Origin of the sequence: Thomasclavelia ramosa DSM 1402 (assembly GCF_014131695.1) — a bacterium.
GTDB lineage: Bacteria > Bacillota_I > Bacilli_A > Erysipelotrichales > Coprobacillaceae > Thomasclavelia > Thomasclavelia ramosa.
The window spans coordinates 2318211-2338887 of record NZ_CP036346.1; the positions used below are offsets into that span (position 1 = coordinate 2318211).

A 20677-nucleotide genomic window follows, 5' to 3' on the forward strand; every position below is an offset into this window, starting at 1 on the left:
TTAAATCAATCTTTATAAACAAAAAAATCATCAATTATTATAATCGATGATTAATTTATTTAACTGGTTTTAAAGAATTCGCATTAGCTTCAATAACTGCATAAGTATGTCTTATACCACTCGTGTCGTTCTCACTTTTTAAAACAGCTTTGGCTGTTCCGGTATATTTTGAATAATTTCCCTCTTTAATACCTCCAGTAAAAATATAACGAGTTATTTGAAATTCTTCTTTAGTTTCAGCCATTTCATTTGTAATCCGTTTGCTTGAAACCGTTAAAGTAAATGTTGCGTCAGATCCATCACCATTTTTACCATGATCATTCACATAAATTCTAAATGAACATAAACTAATATCAATTCCCATTTCTTTTAGTTTGGCTTCATATTTAATACCAAAATTCGGTCCATTAGAATCCATTACAACTTTTCCACTCTTGCTGAAATATTCTTCCCACATATCACCAAACAATATTAAAAAACCCCGTCGGACACGATCAGCGATATTATCCATATAATAGACTTCGTCTTTAGATATATACAATTTACCATTTTCATATATAACATAACATGAACCATCCTCTACCTTATAACAAAAGAAACCGACATCATCACGTGTATCATTAGGATAGATACTGACCAGCTCCCCTTTCAAGGCCGTTCTTTTTAAAATTTTACCATCGCTATCTTTTAAGGCAATATCATCTAATTTTGTCGCTCCATTGACTTCACTACATAATTTTTTGGCTTCAACTTGTGCTGCAGTCAATACTTTATCACCCTCAGCTAAATATATTTCCTCGTTACTATCACGATAATAATTTGTTAAAGCAGGCCAGGCTAGAGCCGCTAATATCGCAAAAATCATCAAAACAACAACTATTTCAATTAATGAAAAACCTCTCTTGCCTTTCATTCTCTAGCCCCCTTTATAATTTATTGTAAATACTGTTTAAACTCTGAAATATCACTAGCACACTTTTTAGCTGTATCTAAAGTTATTTTTCCTTCACGCACTAGATTTGCAAGAGCATGATTTAAAGATATCATCCCTTCTTTTTTACCCGTTTGAATAACAGAATTGATCTGGTGGCCTTTATTATCACGAATTAAATTTCTAACTGCATCATTAGCACGCATTATTTCTACCGCAGCAACTCGTCCTATTCCGCTTGCATGAGGTAATAAAGTTTGTGTAATTACCGCATTTAAAACACCTGATAATTGAGTTCTAACTTGAGCCTGTTTATGCTGAGGAAAAATATCAATTATTCGATCAATTGTCTTAGCTGCCCCAATCGTGTGCAACGTTGAGAAAACTAAATGACCAGTTTCGGCTAATGTAATAACGGCACTGATTGTTTCGTAATCACGCATTTCACCAACTAAAATAACATCCGGGTCTTCACGCATAGCAGAGCGTAATGCCATATCAAAATCTTTTACATCTTCACCAATTTCACGTTGATGAATTAATGCTTGTTTCTGTTTATAAACATATTCAATTGGATCTTCAATTGTTAAAATATGACAATTTCTCTGTTTATTCACTAAATCAATCATTGCTGCTAGAGTAGTTGATTTACCACTTCCTGTCGGTCCTGTTACTAAAACTAAGCCTCTTGGTTCCATTGCAATCTGATTTAACACGGTGGGCATTTCTAATTGCTCTAATGTTAAAATTTCATCATTAATAACCCTAATTGCAGCACAAATATTAGTTTGTTCATAATAAATATTGACCCGATAACGTTCCTCCCCAACATGATAGACAAAATCTGCATCTTCATGACGATCAACATTATCAATCAATCGTTTTGGAATTAACTCCATAATCATTTTGATTAATTCATTTTGAGGAAACTCAATTGGATAATCTGCCAATAAACCATCCTGACGAACCTTTATTCCTGTATTAGCACTAATATGAATATCTGAACATTTATTATTTCGAGAAGCTTTTAAAATTTCATTTATCATTATTTTCACCTAATCACTATATACCTTAATTTTATTTAATTCTGCGACTGTCGTAATTCCATCTTTAACTAATTGTACCGCTTGATCTTGCAATGTTTCTAATCCTTGTTCTAAATTTAAATACTCTTTGATCTCGTCGATTTCAGCCTTTCTAGAAATCATCCTTCTTACTGTCCCATCAATTAAAATAATCTCATGAACAGCAATTCGTCCCTTATAACCCGTATTATTGCAATATGGACAACCTTTACCAATTGAAACTTTTTTAATATCTTCACCAACAGCAATCTTATCACTAGCCTTCGCTGGTACTTCTTCTTTGCATTTCGGACAAATTGTACGTACTAATCGTTGTGCTACAACCCCTACTAGTGAATTAGCGACTAAGTACGGCTCAACTCCCATATCTTCCAAACGAACGATTGCACTGACTGCATCATTCGTATGCAATGTTGACAATACTAAATGTCCTGTGATAGCAGCTCTAACTGAAATTTCAGCAGTTTCTGCATCTCGGGTTTCTCCAACCATAATAATATCTGGATCTTGACGCATTAATGATCTTAACCCGACTTCAAAAGTTAATCCCGCCATATTATTAACCTGTGTTTGATTAATTCGCGGTAAGTTTTTTTCAACTGGATCTTCAATCGTTGAAATATTGATTTGCCTTTTAGAAATTGATTCTAACAACATATAGAGAGTAGTTGTTTTCCCACTCCCAGTTGGTCCTGTTACATATATGATTCCATGTGGCATATTGATCATACTTTCAATCTTATTATAATTATCAAGCGTCATTCCGTAAGTATCACTTCGTGTAATTGGAGTATTTGAATTTAAGTACCGCATAACGATTTTTTCGCCAAATACGGTAGGAATTACAGATACACGCATATTTAATTCCAATCCCTCTACTCTTCCTACAAAATGACCATCTTGGGGTAATCTTTTTTCAGCAATATCAAGATTAGATAGAATTTTGATTCTTACAATAAGTGAATTTTGAATATTTTTTTGTAGTGTCAAATAATCCACCAACATCCCATCGACCCGCATTCTTATAATTACTTTATCTTCAAACGGTTCAATGTGAATATCACTAGCATTATTGACATATCCTCGAGATAATAACGTATTAACTAGTTTTACAACAGGTGTATCATCTTCAGATTCATTGAAGAGATCAAGTGTATCTTCAACAACAATAGTATTTAACTTAATATCATCTGCAATATCTAATGCTGCAACATCATTATAATAACGATCTATCGCTTTAGATACCTCTGCTTTAGTTGCTAAACAAACATTTAAATGCATTCCAGTAACAAGACGTACATCTTCAATTCCATAGAAGTTCAATGGATCACTTGTTACAATAGTTAATTGTTGATCAGTTAAATCAATCGCAATAATATTATATTTATCAGCCATTGCACGCGGTATCTTTTGTACTGCATCTATATCAACCTTTATTTCGCTTAATTCAATTAACGGTTCTGCCAACTTATCGGACAAAGCTTCTAACATTTGATATTCACTTACAAATCCCAGATCAATTAAATGTTGACCTAAGCGTTTACTTCGATTAGACTTTTGCGCTTCTAATGCCACATTTAATTGCTCATCATTTATATATCCATATTCCTTTAATACTTCACCAATTGGTATATTCCTCATATATTTCGTCCTTCCTATCAATACATAGAATTCTTTTTATTAAAATAACTATATGGATTATCAATATCAATTCTATTTCCATTAATATTTGTACCATTGACTAGGTCTATTGTCAGATCAATAGTTTTATTAAATGTAATAAATATTGATCTACCACCATTTGTAACATAAACTACATCATCTTTAATATACGCACTTTCCAAATACCAATCTCTTGAAATTATTTGCCAGCCAGATGATGCTGAAAGGCCTGGAGCACTGCCATCACCATCAAATACTTTTAAATAATATTGTTTTCTTCCATCAACATCCTCATATACCCAACTGCCTACAGGATACACAACTGTATTTAAATATGCTGGTATTTTGTTAATTTGTTCTTTAGTCAAACTATCTAATTTGTTCATTACCGTTTTTATTCTATTTTTTGTGCTTAACTCTAAGCAGTCATGTCCACTATCTGTAGTAGGATTCGTTGTTCCTAAATCTTCCCAATAATTTTCATGAATCCCATTCCATCCAGTAGGTCCATATCCAGAATCGCCACCTTTATTGTCTAATTGTTTTAAACACTTATAGTAATGTCCATTTTCCGGATAATAAATTACATCATTAACTGTATATGCACTAAATCTATCGTAATTTTTATCAATTTTTTTCCATTTTTGTTCTCTATCCGGTTCTGCACCGAAACCATAATTATTTTCTTGAGTGATTAATTGCCACCAATAACCTTTATAATAAACAAAATCACCAATCATATAATGTCTTTGAACTCCATCAAATACACCTCTATTATTATAAGTATTTATACAATGTACTTGATCAGCTACTGTAATATTATCATTACTTTCATCAGGTTCTTCTACATCAGGCTTATCATTAGTATCTATTATATTTATCCCCTTGATATAATAAATCCTATACGTATCATTTACTTCGACCTGATTTGATGCACTAACTAAATAATCTTCTCCTCCAGCCTCAACTTTTAATTTCAAATTATCAAAAGAATAACTTTTAGCAGTACCATAGACTAGCTCACTTTTTTTATTAAAATCATACTTTACATCTAGACGATACCCGTCATACCCCTTAACCTTAATTGACACGGTATAATTATCATAGTATTTATCATCAAACACCTTTATTCCATCACGATATAATTTACCATCAATTATTGATAAATAGTGCCATCCTTCTCTTTCATACGGTGCCTCGTTATCGATTGCTAAATCTGTAACATAATTAATTTCATTATCAACATACTCAGCAATTCCATCTAATTTTTGTTTATTTTGATCGCTTAATTTTTGATCTCGAAAAAAATTAAGTGATGTAACAAGAATCGAGCCAACGATCGTCAAGAGGACCGTAGAGATCAATAAAACAACTGTGACTTCAATTAATGTCATACCATTATTATTCTTAAATTGTTTCATCTTAATCTCCCCTTCCCTCTTTATTTCTAAACTATGATTACTTTATTTTTACCCACTGACTTTGATCAGATAAATTTATTTTTTCGCTAATACTACCATCAAATAAACTATCTACAGTTGCCTTAGCATTACTGAACCCTGCCACATCCACATAGCTGTTTTGATCACTTGTACCAAATGCAAATACTTTATAATACCAGCTGCCACGAGCATAAATCAAATTAGTTCGCCATTGTGTTCCACCACTAATTCCTGGTAACTCTGATGCCATTAAAAAATAGCCATCCTCGCTATCAATTCCAACTTGCCAGATACCGCCACAAAAATATGGTTTAATATATAGTGTTTTATCACCGATACGGGCCTTTTTCTCATTTTGATTAGTTGCGGTTTGATGAACCTCATCAAAAATCCGATTACATTCATTAATAATATCCTGTTCTAATGTTAAGTGCGCAGCCCCATATCTATTATAGTAATAATAGCGATAACAGTCGTTGTTTTTATACCAGCCATTATACGATGCCACATCAATTCCTTGCTCTGCTATCCATTCATCAAATTGTTTAATAGTTGTAAACGAAAGTACACTATCTAAAAAATCATTACAATTAGCTACTGTTTGTGGCGTATTTGAAAGATTTATGTTATTAAAATTCAATTTTGATAACATAGTTTGACTATCTTTTTTACTTGTAGCATTACTCTGATTTGTCTTAACAGTAATAACTTTATCAGCAACTTTAATAATAACCTTAGCGTCTTCATTAGAAACATTAATATCTTTATCAGTATTCTCATTTCCTAATAAGGCAGCATACTGTTTATTAGTTATATCTTTATACCGAGTACTATCAGCAAAAACATTTGCAGCAGTAGAAAAACCAACCAGCATTATTAATGAGGCAATTGAAATTATTGCCAAAGCTACTATTTCTTCTACTAACGTCATTCCTTTATTATTTATCATGCGGCTTCACCTCCGTCATAATTAATAACTTTCCATATACCGCCTATTTTTTGCATTACTGCTTGAACATTACTGGTACGATCATTATATTCATAAGTAATCTCAATATATATTAACGGGATTATCTTTTTATCATTATCCTTTTCTTGCTCTTTATCTACAATATGGATAACCGCTTGGGATACTTCTCCTTTAGCATTTGGTAAGCTGATTTCAGGATAAATGTTATCTTCAAAAGCACTACTTTTAGGAATTAAATCCGTTTCGTTATCACCAATTGCTTTTATAAGTGAATCTAAAGCACTCTTTGCATATAGATCACATTGTAATTGATTTCGATTATCGATCGAACGATTATAACTTGAATAAGCAAATGTTAAAGAGGCCCCTATAATCAATAATAATATCATTACGATCATTACCGCCCATGTAAGCCCTGAGCCTTTATTATTCTTAATCATATTTAGCCTCCTTCATATCATTTTTCAATCATATATAAATTATATGTTAAAATTGTATATTCTTTAGTACTATCCCTATTATAAGTGTACTGTAATTGAGTTAATGCAACTCCTGTATTTTCAGATATCTTACCTATATAACGAGCAATGTTTGTAGGGCTTCCTGCAACCTTTTGCTGCACATTTGCAACTAACGTTTTAGGGTTTTCTTCTTTTTCTTCGCTCTTATTTGAAGTTGTTTCGCTTTTACTGTTACTTTCAGCTTTTGCTTCTTGTAAGGCCACGCTAAAAGATTTAATTTCTGTTTCACTAGCCTCATTGATTGTTAAATCAACTGGTGTTAGGTTATACTCAGCTGCCAATTCTGAAAAATAAACATCTATTTCATAATCATTCATAATCGACATAAATTTATTATGATAATCGACTAACTCATCTTTCGCTTTTTTAATTGCAGCATTAACATCTATATTAGTTTCATATACCGCCTTTTTACTTTCCAACTCAAATTCAAGATTATCCCGCTGTTGTTTTAATGTTGTATTTTTTGCCATAGCAGGAGAAATCATAAAATACCAGCCCACAACAACTACCATTAGTAATACTAAGATATAAATCAAGATTTGTTCACGTCTACTTAATTTATTCATTGATCCCTCCTCCTAAACTACAGATAACTGTCATTTGATAAACAACTACCTTTTCTGGGGTTGTACTAGGCATATAGATAGAACCAGAATTACTAGATTCATCTTCTTTTTCCACTTCTTTATAACCACTATATCTTACTTTTGTAAAAATATTTAGATCCATCAGGTTTTTAACAATTTGTTTTGTGTATGGAACTTGACTTGTTTCAATAACCAAGGTTAGTTCCCCGGTTGTTTGTTCATAATTACTTGAAGTAATTTTGCCTTGTAAAGCCGCTTTATAACAAGCATTATAAATATCTTCACTTAAGTTAGGATAAGAAGCAATATTAGCATTAACTTTTTTTAGATTATCAATTGTTTTTTGAATTTCTTGCAATGAAGCATATTTTTCTTCATAATCACTATCTTTATAACTTTTTTCTAAATCACTTATTTTTTGTTTAATTTCAGCAATATCATTTTTATAATTACCTTGTTTAACTTTTAAATAGCCAAAAGCACCACCTATAATGAATACTAAAACCAAAGGCAAGATAAGATATTTAAGGTATTCTTGGAAAATATTTTTTTTCTTGGTAGCTAGATAATATTGTTCCAGTAGATCAATATCTTTGCTTTTATTTCGCTTGAACATTATTATCCCTACCTTTCACATAAACTTCCAATAGCATAAGCATACTTATGGAGTAAGAATTCCTTAGAGTTACCACTGTAATAAATCGTATTACTATTAGCTAAGCGCATTGCCCTTATATCGACACTATCACTTACTACTTCAAATAGCATTTTTTCTTCATAATCATCCAATCCACAAAAATATACTCTTTCAATATTTTGATTATAATCAGCCGTTTTAATAAACTGCTTAAACTTAATTAAAATATTGCTTACTTCCATAGTAAAGGAACTGCTTCCTCGCTCAGAAAACAATCTTGAACGGTTCGAGAAAACATACTTACCTTCCTCAAATAAATATAAAGCTATATCATTACCATTAATCACCGCAATAACAAAGTTTCTTTGAGAAAGTCTGATAATATCTTCTATTAACTTATCGATTGCATTAAGAGAAATATCAATTGCAGTTATTTCAATCCCCACATCATCAAAAATATTTAAATAATCTTCTATCATCTGCTTTTTCATTGCACAACAAAGAATCTCAATCCCTGGTTTATCTACTAATTTATCTTTTAAAATTGTATAATCATAGATCAAATCATGTTCACCATTTTCTAAGCTATCAATTTCTTCTTTAACGATTGCATGTATTTCTTTATCCTTGATCTTAGGAACAATTAAATTCTTATGCACGATTTGTCCACTATCAATAACCAGCTTACAATCACCAATTCCTTTTTTATTAATTATGCGCAATACATCTTTTAAAGCATCTTCATCCATGATTGCACCATCAAGCATAGTCCCCTCAGGTAATTGATAATCTTGAAAATCACTAATATCAATTTGATTACTGCCATTACATACACCACTGACCAATTGTGCACTCGTATTCGATAAATATATTATATTTTTCATAAAGTCCCCCCTACATACTTCCAACATTTTGATACATTGAATAAATTGGTACTAACACAGAAATAATAATTACACAAATTACTACTGCTAAAACAATAATCATAGCTGGTTCCAAAATAGCAACCATTTTTTCTGACGCTAACATAGCTTCATAATCAAAATCATCAGCTAGTGAACTCAGTAAGTCTTCAAGGTTTCCACTTTCTTCACCAATATATACACTTGAAGTTAATTTAATATCAAATCCATCAATCATTCCAATTGCAACTGACAATGCCTCACCATTTCTAACCGCTTTAATAGAGTTATCAAACTGCGTTTCAATATATTTATTACCAATCGTAGATTTTACGATCACCATTGCATTAACAATTGAAATCCCACTAGAATATAAAGAGCATAAAGTTCTTGCAAATCTTGAGGTATAAATTATTTTCATTAGTTTCCCAATTATCGGCATTTTTAATTTAAAGCGATCAAACTGATATTTAACTTTTGGTAATTGCAACAATGACACAATTATTAATATTAATACTAGGATGCCAATCAACAGTGCGTACCAGTAACTCATAATAAATTTACTAATTATAATATTGATTTCTGTTATTAATGGTAATTCCATTCCCTCAAACATACTAAAGAACGATGGTAACACAGCTGTATAAACAATCAATAAAACAACAATTGTAACTATTCCTAATATGACTGGATAAGTCATTGCTGATTTAACTTTATTTTTAATCTTATTATCATTTGTAAATTGATTATTTAAGACCATCATTGTATCTTGCATGTTCCCGCTCGCTTCACCAGATCTTACCATTTGAATTAATATATCAGGAAAGGCTTTCCCCTGTTCTTTTAATGCATCTGATAATGTTTGTCCCTGCTGCAATTTTACATATATATCATTATAAATCGCTTTTAGTTTCTTATTATCTTCACGGCTTGCTAAAATTGAAACCGTTCGAATCAGCGGTAATCCAGAATTCATCATTGTTCCAATCTCACGACAAAAATTAGCTAATTCCTTCAATTTCATCTTATAATTTTTAGTTTCTTCTTTAGTTATATCTTTATGAGAAATCAAATACATATCTTTAACACGTAAAAGCTGACTAAGTTCATGCTCATCCCTAGCCTCCGTTTTTCCTGTTATTTTCTTTGCGTTTATATCACGTGCTACATATTTATAAATTGCCATTTCTCTTCCTCACTTATAAATTAAAAAATGATAGATACACCCTAATTATTTCATTTCCATATAATAGTGCTATAAATATCCCTAAACACAAATATGGTCCAAAAGCCATGTGTGACTGCTCTTTTGACTTTTTTGTTACCATCAAATAACTAGCATAAATCCCCCCAGCTAATAGTCCAATAAAACCAGCTAATAAAGTATTTATCCAGCCAAGCATAAATCCACAAACAAACATCAGTTTCATATCACCACCGCCAAAACAGTCTGGTATGGCTAATGTCATTAATAACATAAACCCACTAACTGATGCCATTCCAATAACACGACTACTAATACTAATTTGAGGCTCTAAAACTGCACAGACAATAACTGGAGCAACCAAAGCAATAACTAATCCATTAGGGATAGTCATAGTATCAAAATCAATCATTGTAATCGTCAATAAAATCATTGCTAAAACAAAACTAACTAATGTCATCCAAGTAAAACCATAACGATAAAAGCATAACATTGCTAACAAACCACCACATAATTCAATTAATGGATACCGTGGGCTAATTGGCTCTTTGCAAAAGCGACATTTACCTTTTAGAAACAGCCAACTAAAAACAGGTATCATATCATATGGTTTTAATGTATTGTGACAACTAGGGCAAAAACTTCGTCCATTAACAAAATCCAAATCTCGAGGAATTCGATAAATTAATACATTGATAAAACTGGCAATACAGCTTCCCAAAATAAACATATAGATATAAGCTATTATCAAAAAATCCACATTTTCACCCCTTATCAAACTACTAAAATTATATCATAAATTAATCTTCCAACCTAACATAACATCATCTTGAACACACTTCTATACCAGTAATTTAACTTTTTTCTGATACATCTATAATACTTTCTTAAATTTATAATAAATATCCCTTTAAATAAGTTAATGAAAGAAAAACCGGCCATCTTTAACGACAACCAGTTTTTTATTCTATAATTTATTCTAATGTTTAATTTACTTCATCAATTTTAACATCTTTATTTTTCTTAACTGTTGCTTCTATTTTCTTATCATCATCACTAGTCCATGTAACTTTGTAAGACGTAGCTTTTTCTTCTTTTGGTGTTACATTAGTAGGTGTCGGCGCAATTGTTACATCTTCTAAACTTGTTTTCTTAATTGCTTCTTTCTCTATACTTTCATAAGTTATATCATCAGCAGCAGTTGCTTTAGCTCGTGCTTCTTCTGTTTGTATAACAATATAAATTGAATGTGCTTCTGCAACATATTTTGATTCTTTAGCATCATCAATATATCCCATTACCGCTGGAACAGCAATCGCAGCTAAAATCCCCAAAATTACTAATACTACGATGATTTCAATAAGCGTAAAACCTTTCTTATTTTTAGCTTTTTTCAATCTTTTTAATAATAATTCTTTCATTTTTTCTCCTCCGTTTATCATCAATGAATGTCTAAAAAGTTCTTAACAAAGTAAAACCGGTATTACCTCCTGGTCCCATGCAATACCGATTCTTTTCTTTCTTAACATAACTTTTTACTACAGTCTCATTATATACCCGAAGGTAAAAAATAACAATTAATATCTTAGACTAATCACACATAATTCAACTATTTTAATGTTTTTCGATAATTTGTGATGAACCCGTGATAAATATCATTATTAATCTTCTTGATTGTCTGTACAATTATTATTTTTATGTTGCTTTCGTTGTCTAAAATAATTAACAAGTGAATAATAAACAGGTATCGTTAAAAAAATTAACCAGGTTGGTGACCAAATATTTTCATAGAATCCCTCATACAAAAAATATAAAATCACTAATACAGGATACGGGAATCTGTTAAGGTTGCGGTGTTTAACTGCAGAAATTGCCCCTTCAATAATTGGAACAATTAATAAAAATATCCATAATGGATGCCATAACTCCGTGTATAAGGCTATCCCGATATAAGCAATAATTGCAAGTAATGCAAAAGGAAACTTTGTATAATCTTCATAGTAGTAATCCCAGCCTTTTTCTTTACGAATTTTACGCCATTCTTCTTGATCATATTTTTTATCATCCACAAACACACCAGAACCATCGATATGAATTCTTGAATCTTCTTTTGGATCCTCAACATGAATTCCATTCCAGCCAACATGAACCTCTTCACCATCTTCACCAGTCACATGAATCCCATGTTTTAAACTAATATGAACACTTTCTTTTTTCTTTTGTTTCTTATCTTCTTCTGTTTTTTCTTTTGATGCTTGTTGATTATTACCACTTTCAAATTCTTTTTGATCTGTTTTTAGTAAATCATCCAATGACATTCCATATAACTTGGCAAGTAAGATTAAATTATCTGTATCTGGAGATGCTTCTGCTCTTTCCCACTTACTAACTGCTTGGCGACTGATTCCTAATTCATTTGCTAAAGCCTCTTGTGAAAGATTTTTTTCCTTTCGCAATCTTACTAATCGATTTGCAATTTCTATATTCATAAATTTATTCCTCCCTAAATCACCTACATTATGCAAAATAATGCTTGGTTGCTCTAGATATTCTAGTTTTCAATTTCGCAACCAATGGTTGCAATATGACCATTATATTATAATTTGTTCGATGAATACACATAAATTATAATATTTGTTGAAATATTTTCAAATAATGATTATCATAAAGTTAGGTGATACATTTGTATGGTGTAAAACACCTCCTTTCTGGTTAATGGACTGTTCCGTGCTTGCGCAGTCCATTTTCTTTTACTAAAAAAACCATTTTTTAAACTATACAAGTATTATTAATAGTATGATTTCTAAAAATCCTTTTGTCTTATCAAAATATAAAAACCTCCTAGTCAGTGTTTAATTATTTACACTGTCTATTAGGAGGTTATCATATCATTTTTGATATTTTTACATTACAATTTTTTAGCATCATACGTTACTTGAATTCCAAGGTTACTAAAAACTTTAGCATCCATTGGTCCGATAGAAGAAGTAATGTGCGCTTGGGTCCCCTGTAGTTTAGGTAATTGTTGTAGCGCTAACTTAGCTTTGTCATTATTAACAGCACTTAATGATAATGCAATCAATATTTCATCACTATGTAAACGTGGATTAACACTTCCTAAATATTCAGTCTTTAAATTTTGAATTGGACCAAAGGCTGTTGGTGAAATTAAATGTTCATCATCACTGATATTAGCTAAATATTTAATAGCATTGATTAAAATTGCAGAACATGATCCCATGAAATCAGATGTACGACCTGTAATGATTGTTCCATCATCTAATTCGATTGCTCCTGCATAACAATTAGCTTCTTTCGACTTTTGGTTTGCAGCCGCAACACACTTACGATCTTCAACTACAACCTTTGCCTGATTCATAACAAGTTCTTGCTTATTAACTTCGTCTAATGAACACTCTTCACGAACATAGCGATTCATTGTATTATAGTAACGACGAATTATTTCTTGGCGACTAGCTTCCTTACAAGCTTCGTCATCACTCATACAAAAACCTACCATATTAACACCCATGTCAGTTGGTGAGTTATATGGACTAGTTCCATATATTTCTTCAAACATATTCTTTAATACTGGGAAGATTTCAATATCACGATTATAATTAACAGTTACTTTATTGTATGCTTCAAGATGAAAAGGATCGATCATATTTACATCATTTAAATCAGCAGTAGCAGCTTCATAGGCTAAGTTAACTGGATGATTTAATGCTAAATTCCAAATTGGGAATGTTTCAAATTTTGCATACCCAGCTTTAATACCGCGAATATGTTCATGGTATAGTTGTGATAAACATGTTGCCATTTTACCACTTCCTGGGCCCGGAGCTGTTACAACTACCAGCGGCTTAGTAGTTTCAATATAATCATTTTTTCCAAACCCTTCCTCGCTAATGATTCTTTTAGTATTAGTTGGATAACCATCAATCAAATAATGTAAGTACACGGCAATATTTCTTTTTTCCAATCGGCTTTTAAAAATATCCGCTGCTTTTTGACCATCATACTGAGTGATTACTACACTTCCCACATATAGTCCCTTTGCTCGATATATTTCAATTAGACGTAAAACATCATTATCATAAGTAATACCTAAATCGCCCCGAACCTTATTACGTTCAATATCACTGGCAGAAATTGCAATAACTACTTCTGCTTGATCTTTTAATTGTAATAGCATCTGCAACTTACTATCTGGGGCAAACCCTGGTAAAACTCTTGAAGCATGATAGTCGTCAAACAATTTACCACCAAATTCAAGATACAATTTATCACCAAATTGATTAATTCTTTCTTTAATATGCGATGATTGCATCGTTAAATATTTATTATTATCAAATCCTATCTTCATACTATCCTCCAAATATATTTTATCTAAAATATTCTACTTTATTTAACAAATGATTGCACGACTTTGCATTAAATCCTTCTTAAAGATAAAAAATTATCACGCATAAAAAGATTTACCCTAAGACAAACATTACCAATATCAATTTCAGCAGTTACAAAAAGAAGTTTAATTTCACTAAGAAACTAAACTTCTTTTTTATACAAAGCAACACTTTGATAAGGTTTTAAACAAAGGTTTGTTAAATCAATTTCATTATAATTATTAATTAAAACTTGATAATTGATTACATCAAGATTTAGGAGAACATCTTGACCATAAAAATTATTTAAAACAATTAATTCTTGATTATTTAAACTACGTTTATAACCAAATACTTGTGGATGATTTTCAAGAATAGGAATATATTCACCAGTACTGATTATTTTATATTCCTTTCTCAATTTAATTAGCTTTTGGTAGTGATAAAAAATCGAATCAGTATCTTTAAGTGCCGCATTCACATTTATTGTTTGATAATTAGTATTGACTTGAAGCCATGGTGTTCCATCAGAAAAACCACCATTTACACTTTCATCCCATTGCATTGGAGTACGTGCATTATCCCGTGATTTATCTTGTAAAATTTGATGAATCTCTTTTTCTTCAAGACCTTGATTTTTTAAAATGTGGTAAGCATTAATGCTTTCAACATCTCGATATTGATTAATATTTGTAAAGTAATGATTAGTCATTCCAATTTCTTCGCCTTGATAAATATACGGTGTACCACGCATTAAATGAATTGCCGTTGCCAACATCTTTGCAGAATGAACTCGAAATTTTTTATCATCTCCAAATCTAGAAACACTTCGTGGCTGATCGTGACAATTCCAAAATAAGGCATTCCAGCCTTGTCCTTCTTGCATTCTTACTTGCCACGTATTCAAAAGTTCTTTCAATTCTTGAAAATCAAATGGCATTGATGTCCATTTTTCTTTATTAACATAATCAACTTTTAAATGGTGAAAACTAAAAACCATATCTAATTCTTTATTTTGGGGATTAGTATAACCAATACAATTTTCAACACTAGTGGCTGACATTTCTCCAACCGTAATACAACCAGCTACTCGACCAAATGAACGGGTGTTGACTTCATGAAGATATTTATGAACTTTAGGCTGATCGCAATAAAATTGTTTTCCCAATCCATCAGGACTATCTGCAAAAACTCGTTTATCAATATTATTTATGACATCGAAACGGAATCCCCGAATTCCCTTTTTTAACCAAAAGTTCACAATTTTAATCAATTCATTTCTAACTTCTTCATTCTCCCAATTTAAATCAGCTTGTTTTTCATCATAAAGATGTAAATAATATTCATCAAATTCAGGAACATATTTCCAGGCTTTTCCACCAAATTTAGAATCCCAGTTAGTAGGCAAATTCCCATTTTTACCTTTTTTAAAAAAATAATAGTTTTTATATTTCGAGTTTCCTTTTAAAGCTTCTTGAAACCAAATATGTTCTGTTGAAGTGTGGTTAAATACCATATCAAACATTAAATAAATATTTCTTTTTTTAGCTTCTGCAATTAATAATTCAAGATCTTCCATGGTTCCAAAAATTGGATCAATACTATAATAATCTTTGATGTCATAACCACTATCCCGTTGTGGTGAAGCAAAAATCGGACACATCCAAATCATATCAATTCCAAGTGTTTGCAGGTAATCTAATTTTTCAGTAATTCCCTTAATATCTCCGATTCCATCACCATTAGTATCTTTAAATGATTTTGGATAAATTTGATAGATGACTTTATCTTCGTAATACATATTTTTCCTCGTTCCTTTAATCAATTTTAATAATTTCTGTTTCTAATTTTTTGATGTTACAATTTTCTTTTAATATACTAATCTTTTCTCCACTTGTAAAAATAACCGGTGAGACTATTGACTTCCCATGTTCTTTAATATAAGCAATATCGACTTTAGCTAATTTATCTCCTTGTTTTATATATTCACCAACTTTAACAAATGATTCAAATCCTTTACCTTCTAACTGTACTGTATCCATTCCAAGATGAATCAAGATTTCTACACCATTATTACCTCTTAGGCCATAAGCATGTTTGGTAGGAAATGTCATTACGATTTCTCCGCTAACTGGAGCTAGAACATCACTATCTGTTAATTCAATTGCAAATCCATCACCCATTGCTTTGGTTGCAAAAACTTGATCTTCTACATCCTCAATCTTAATTAGTTTTCCAGTCATTGGTGATACAAATTTCTCATTATCAATTATATCTGTTTCAATTCCTAAGTCTTTATCTGTTAATTTCTTTTTACCAACAATATATGTTAAAACAAATGGAATCACAATTGCAATAATCATCGCAATAGCAAAGTTTCCCATATATTTTGGAATAATTGATAAGATTCCAGGAATTCCACCAACTCCAACTGAAGTTGCCATTGTTCCTGTTGCTACCGAAAACGTTGCGGCAATTGCAGAACCAATCATCCCACACACAAAAGGAAACATATATTTTAAATTGACTCCAAACAAGGCAGGCTCAGTAACCCCTAAATAACAAGAAATACATGCCGGGATACTAACTTGTTGAGCTTTTTCATTTTTCTTTTGCAAAACTATCATCGCTAAAACAGATGATCCTTGAGCAATATTAGATAATGCAATCATTGGCCATAAGATCGTTCCTTTAAACATACTTACTAGTTGCATATCAATCGCATTAGTCATATGATGCAATCCAGTAATTACCAATGGTGCATATACAAAACCAAATAATGTTGCAAATAACCAGCCAAAGTTAGATGTAAGACCACCATAAACCACATCAGAAATAAAGTTACCGATTACCCATCCAATTGGTCCCACTACAGTATGCGCAACTATTACCGCAGGCACTAACGAAAAGAATGGTACAATAATCATACTAATTGCTTCAGGCGAAACTTTTCTAAAGAACTTCTCCAAATAAACTAGAGTAAATCCCGCCATCATTGCAGGAATAACTTGTGCTTGATACCCAATCATCTGTACTTGGGCGAATCCAAAATCCCAGACTGGTATATCCTTAGCTGCTGTTGAAGCTACTGAATAAGCATTTAATAATTGTGGAGAAACTAATGTAATTCCTAAAATAATACCTAGAATTTGACTAGTTCCCATCTTTTTAGTTATTGACCAGCAAATACCAACAGGTAAAAAATGGAATACTGCTTCACCAATTAACCATAAAAATGAGTCTACACCACTCCAAAATTGTGAAATTTGAACTAATGTTTTTGTTCCATTTTCAAACATTGCAATTGAATCAATCACATTTCTAAATCCTAGAATCAACCCTCCACAGATCAATGCAGGAATTAATGGAGCAAAGATTTCCCCTAAATTTCCCATTAATCTTTGAAGCCAGGTTTGATTTGATTTAGCATCACTTTTTACTTGCTCTTTACTAACCCCTTCAATTCCAGCAATCTTAATAAACTCATTATAAAATTCTTGAACATCATTACCAATAATCACTTGAAATTGACCGCCTTGTGTAAATGTACCTTTAGCACTCCCCAAGGTTTCAATCTTGTCTATATCAGCTTTACTCTCATCCCCTAAAACAAAACGCATTCTAGTAACACAATGACTAACTGCTCTAATATTTTCTCTACCGCCAACAAATTCTAAAAGTTTACTTGCATCACTACTGAATTTTCCCATCTTTTTTCTCCTTTTTTACATGTACGTACATCTTTTGTAATTATATAATAACTTGTACGTACATGTAAGTCAATACATTTTTAATAAAATAAAAAAGGAAGCTAAACTTCCTTTGTAATTCCAACCATCTTCAATAAATATTGTGCATTTGTTGTTTGACTTCGACCATATTTAATTAAATAATCGAATTTAATCTTATCTCCTTGATAATATTCATTAAAATGATAATTACTGCATGAAATCTCATTTTCTAATTCACATAATTCAAAATCATGAGTTGTAATAAATGTGAAAATATTATTTGTTGACAATTGCTTGACCGTTTCTTGTGCTCCAATGATTCGATCTTTTGAATTAGTACCTTTAAAAATTTCATCAATTAACGCAATCATCAAATTACCTTGACGATTAGCTTCAACGATTTGTTTTATTCTTAATAATTCAGCATAAAATGATGAAATCCCATTAAGATCATCTTCTATTCTCATCGAAGTAAAAATTTGCATCAATGAGCAATCAAATGATTTTGCCATAACTGGTCCGCCTGCATACGCTAGTACAAGGTTAATCCCAATCGTCCTTAAAAAAGTCGTTTTTCCAGACATATTTGAGCCTGTAATTACACATACTTGGTGATTCATCATAAAACTATTAGCAACAGCTTGTTCATTTGGCATCAATGGATGATAAGCTTCACCAAATTCTAAATATGTAGTTTGATCACCATGAAAATTCGCAAAACAAGTAACATCTTTAGTATGGAGTAATACTTGTAAACTCGTTAAAGCTTCAAATTCGCCAATTGCATCTAACCACCGCTCAATTGAACTAGCATATTGCTTAACCCAACGATCATATCGTTCTTTACAATTGATATCCCATAACAAAAGTCCATTTAATAAAATGAATGCCAAAAGATTATTCCGTTGCTTAACAGCACTACTAATACTTTTTAGTTCATCAAAAGCTATACTTGAAGCCTCTAATCTTGCTTGTAACTCTACCAAAAAAGGTGATGTAAAAGTGGATTGTTTAATCAGATGACTAATATTTTGATAATTATTCAAGCAATGTGATAATTTAGAAACTTGCTCAAAAATTATTCCATGACTGTTTAGATTTATAATTGCAATAATCAGTTGTCCAAAAATTAGCACTGGCACTAAAATTACTGATAACTTGAAATAAAATTCGAAAAGAAACATGACAATGGTAATAATCGTAAGTATCGGAATTAAATATTTAGCAAACCCCCAGCTCCGTTTAACTTTATTTTTTCCTAAATTATTAACAAAATCCTCAATAATTCGTTCATTAACTTTAGGTTTTTCAAGCATTCTGCCATAGGTTTCCAATGATAAAACAAAATTATTATTATTCGATAATTCTAAAACAGCTTTTTGCTCTTCAATAATACCTTTTTCATTAAAACTTGTACGCGTTAATTTATCAAGCAAACATTTCTTACCACGAATCGTACTTGCAACATTAAAATATTGGAACAATGAATTCTTTCCCACTAAATCTAAATCCTTCATCACCCCAGTAACATTATCAACATAGTCTAGTCCCGTTTCATCAAAAGCTTTCCAATCATTATTATAGCGATCTAAATAACGTTGAATTACAATTGCTTGAGCATTTAAATAACTCAATCGTTCCGTTATTTTACTATGAATAACTATTAAAATAATAAAAATAGCAATCCAAATTAATGATGAATATACTAATAACTGATTATTAGTAAAATTGCCTCCTAATAAAAATCCAACAATCAATAATCCAATAATTAAACGAGCAATTGAAATTTTTAATGACCTACTATCTAAATTCGCTTTTTCTTTTCTAATATTGTCTTGGAATAATAAATAATCTTTTTGTGTCATAGCCCCTCCTAAAAAAGAACTCATTAAAGTTGAGTCCTTCTTGCAAAATCAACAAATCTAAACTTATCAGGACGATGTTTCGAAATCGTATATTGAAACAATGAAGCATCTTCTAAATATGTATAAGATTTCACACATACTAATAGATCATATTCATGCATATCTAATAAATTCTTTTCCTCTTCTGTCGCCTTAACAACTGTAAACTCTTTTCTTGCAAAACTGATTTTTAAACCCAATTCATTTTCAATATAATTATATAGTGAATCAGCAGCAATTGTTTCTGTTATATTAGGAACAATATTAGCATTTAAATAATCGGTATCCAATATTACCCGCTCACCATCAAATGAACGAATTCGTCTTATTTTATAATAATTACCACTATCCATATATAGTTCTTTTTTCATTTGAACATCAACTGGGTTTAAAGATAATTCAATAACTTTAGTAACAACCTCGCTATTAATAGTCTTAGCTAGTTCTTTAAAACTCATTACGCCAGAAACTGGAAATGCGACTTTATCAACATCTAAAACTAGTGATCCTTTTCCTTTATTTTTTTGAATATAACCATTTTTTAATAAAATATCCAAAGCCTTACGGATGGTATCACGAGATGCATTATATAGCTTCATTAACTCATTTTCACTAGGCAAATATGAATGTACTTTGATTTCTTGTTTATCTATTTTATCGATTAAATCCTGAGATATTCTTTGATACTTACTTAACACCTTAACCACCTC

General features: G+C 31.1%; 18 protein-coding genes. All 18 read right to left on the reverse strand.

The annotated features are described in order from the left end of the window. Positions 1–55 precede the first annotated feature (55 nt). On the reverse strand, positions 56–913 hold the full coding sequence (locus EYR00_RS11175; protein ID WP_003536127.1) for a type II secretion system protein: 858 nt from the start codon (positions 911–913) through the stop codon (positions 56–58). A 20-nt stretch (positions 914–933) separates the two neighbouring features. Next, on the reverse strand, positions 934–1977 hold the full coding sequence (locus tag EYR00_RS11180) for a type IV pilus twitching motility protein PilT (RefSeq protein WP_008791315.1): 1044 nt from the start codon (positions 1975–1977) through the stop codon (positions 934–936). Between the two features lie 9 nt (positions 1978–1986). After that, positions 1987–3657, reverse strand: a complete 1671-nt coding sequence (locus EYR00_RS11185; protein WP_003536125.1) for a GspE/PulE family protein — start codon at positions 3655–3657, stop codon at positions 1987–1989. A 17-nt stretch (positions 3658–3674) separates the two neighbouring features. After that, a complete protein-coding gene (locus EYR00_RS11190) occupies positions 3675–5099 on the reverse strand; it encodes a type II secretion system protein (protein ID WP_003536124.1) in 1425 nt (474 codons plus the stop codon). Positions 5100–5136: 37 nt separating this feature from the next. Next, complete coding sequence (locus EYR00_RS11195; protein ID WP_003536123.1) at positions 5137–6069, reverse strand: type II secretion system protein; 933 nt, start codon at positions 6067–6069, stop codon at positions 5137–5139. Then, on the reverse strand, positions 6066–6530 hold the full coding sequence (locus tag EYR00_RS11200; RefSeq protein WP_003536122.1) for a hypothetical protein: 465 nt from the start codon (positions 6528–6530) through the stop codon (positions 6066–6068). Before EYR00_RS11200 ends, EYR00_RS11195 begins: the two co-directional genes overlap by 4 nt. Before the next feature lie 17 nt (positions 6531–6547). Next, positions 6548–7180: a type II secretion system protein M gene (locus tag EYR00_RS11205; RefSeq protein ID WP_003536121.1), complete on the reverse strand. Its 633-nt coding sequence runs from the start codon at positions 7178–7180 to the stop codon at positions 6548–6550. Next, positions 7173–7817, reverse strand: a complete 645-nt coding sequence (locus tag EYR00_RS11210; RefSeq protein ID WP_003536120.1) for a hypothetical protein — start codon at positions 7815–7817, stop codon at positions 7173–7175. The genes EYR00_RS11205 and EYR00_RS11210 overlap by 8 nt, the downstream gene beginning before the upstream one ends. A gap of 8 nt (positions 7818–7825) precedes the next feature. Then, entirely contained in the window at positions 7826–8722 is an 897-nt protein-coding gene (gene pilM / locus EYR00_RS11215; protein ID WP_040434195.1) for a type IV pilus biogenesis protein PilM, read from the reverse strand. A gap of 10 nt (positions 8723–8732) precedes the next feature. Further along, on the reverse strand, positions 8733–9926 hold the full coding sequence (locus tag EYR00_RS11220) for a type II secretion system F family protein (RefSeq protein WP_003536118.1): 1194 nt from the start codon (positions 9924–9926) through the stop codon (positions 8733–8735). 13 nt (positions 9927–9939) lie between these two features. Further along, positions 9940–10704: a prepilin peptidase gene (locus EYR00_RS11225; protein WP_009299990.1), complete on the reverse strand. Its 765-nt coding sequence runs from the start codon at positions 10702–10704 to the stop codon at positions 9940–9942. A 226-nt stretch (positions 10705–10930) separates the two neighbouring features. After that, positions 10931–11365 (reverse strand): prepilin-type N-terminal cleavage/methylation domain-containing protein, encoded by a 435-nt coding sequence (locus EYR00_RS11230; protein ID WP_040434194.1) that lies wholly within the window; start codon positions 11363–11365, stop codon positions 10931–10933. 240 nt (positions 11366–11605) lie between these two features. Next, positions 11606–12433 (reverse strand): helix-turn-helix transcriptional regulator, encoded by an 828-nt coding sequence (locus tag EYR00_RS11235; protein ID WP_008791306.1) that lies wholly within the window; start codon positions 12431–12433, stop codon positions 11606–11608. A 419-nt stretch (positions 12434–12852) separates the two neighbouring features. Continuing rightward, positions 12853–14313: a DUF1846 domain-containing protein gene (locus EYR00_RS11240; RefSeq protein ID WP_003536114.1), complete on the reverse strand. Its 1461-nt coding sequence runs from the start codon at positions 14311–14313 to the stop codon at positions 12853–12855. Between the two features lie 182 nt (positions 14314–14495). Further along, positions 14496–16133, reverse strand: a complete 1638-nt coding sequence (gene treC, locus EYR00_RS11245) for an alpha,alpha-phosphotrehalase (RefSeq protein ID WP_008791305.1) — start codon at positions 16131–16133, stop codon at positions 14496–14498. A gap of 16 nt (positions 16134–16149) precedes the next feature. Beyond that, positions 16150–18042 (reverse strand): PTS system trehalose-specific EIIBC component, encoded by a 1893-nt coding sequence (treP, locus tag EYR00_RS11250; RefSeq protein ID WP_003536112.1) that lies wholly within the window; start codon positions 18040–18042, stop codon positions 16150–16152. A 101-nt stretch (positions 18043–18143) separates the two neighbouring features. Then, entirely contained in the window at positions 18144–19928 is a 1785-nt protein-coding gene (locus tag EYR00_RS11255) for a MutS-related protein (RefSeq protein WP_226814537.1), read from the reverse strand. A 23-nt stretch (positions 19929–19951) separates the two neighbouring features. Further along, the gene (gene treR, locus EYR00_RS11260) at positions 19952–20665 is read right to left on the reverse strand and encodes a trehalose operon repressor (RefSeq protein WP_003536110.1); all 714 of its coding nucleotides are present in this window, start codon (positions 20663–20665) and stop codon (positions 19952–19954) included. Positions 20666–20677: the final 12 nt, after the last annotated feature.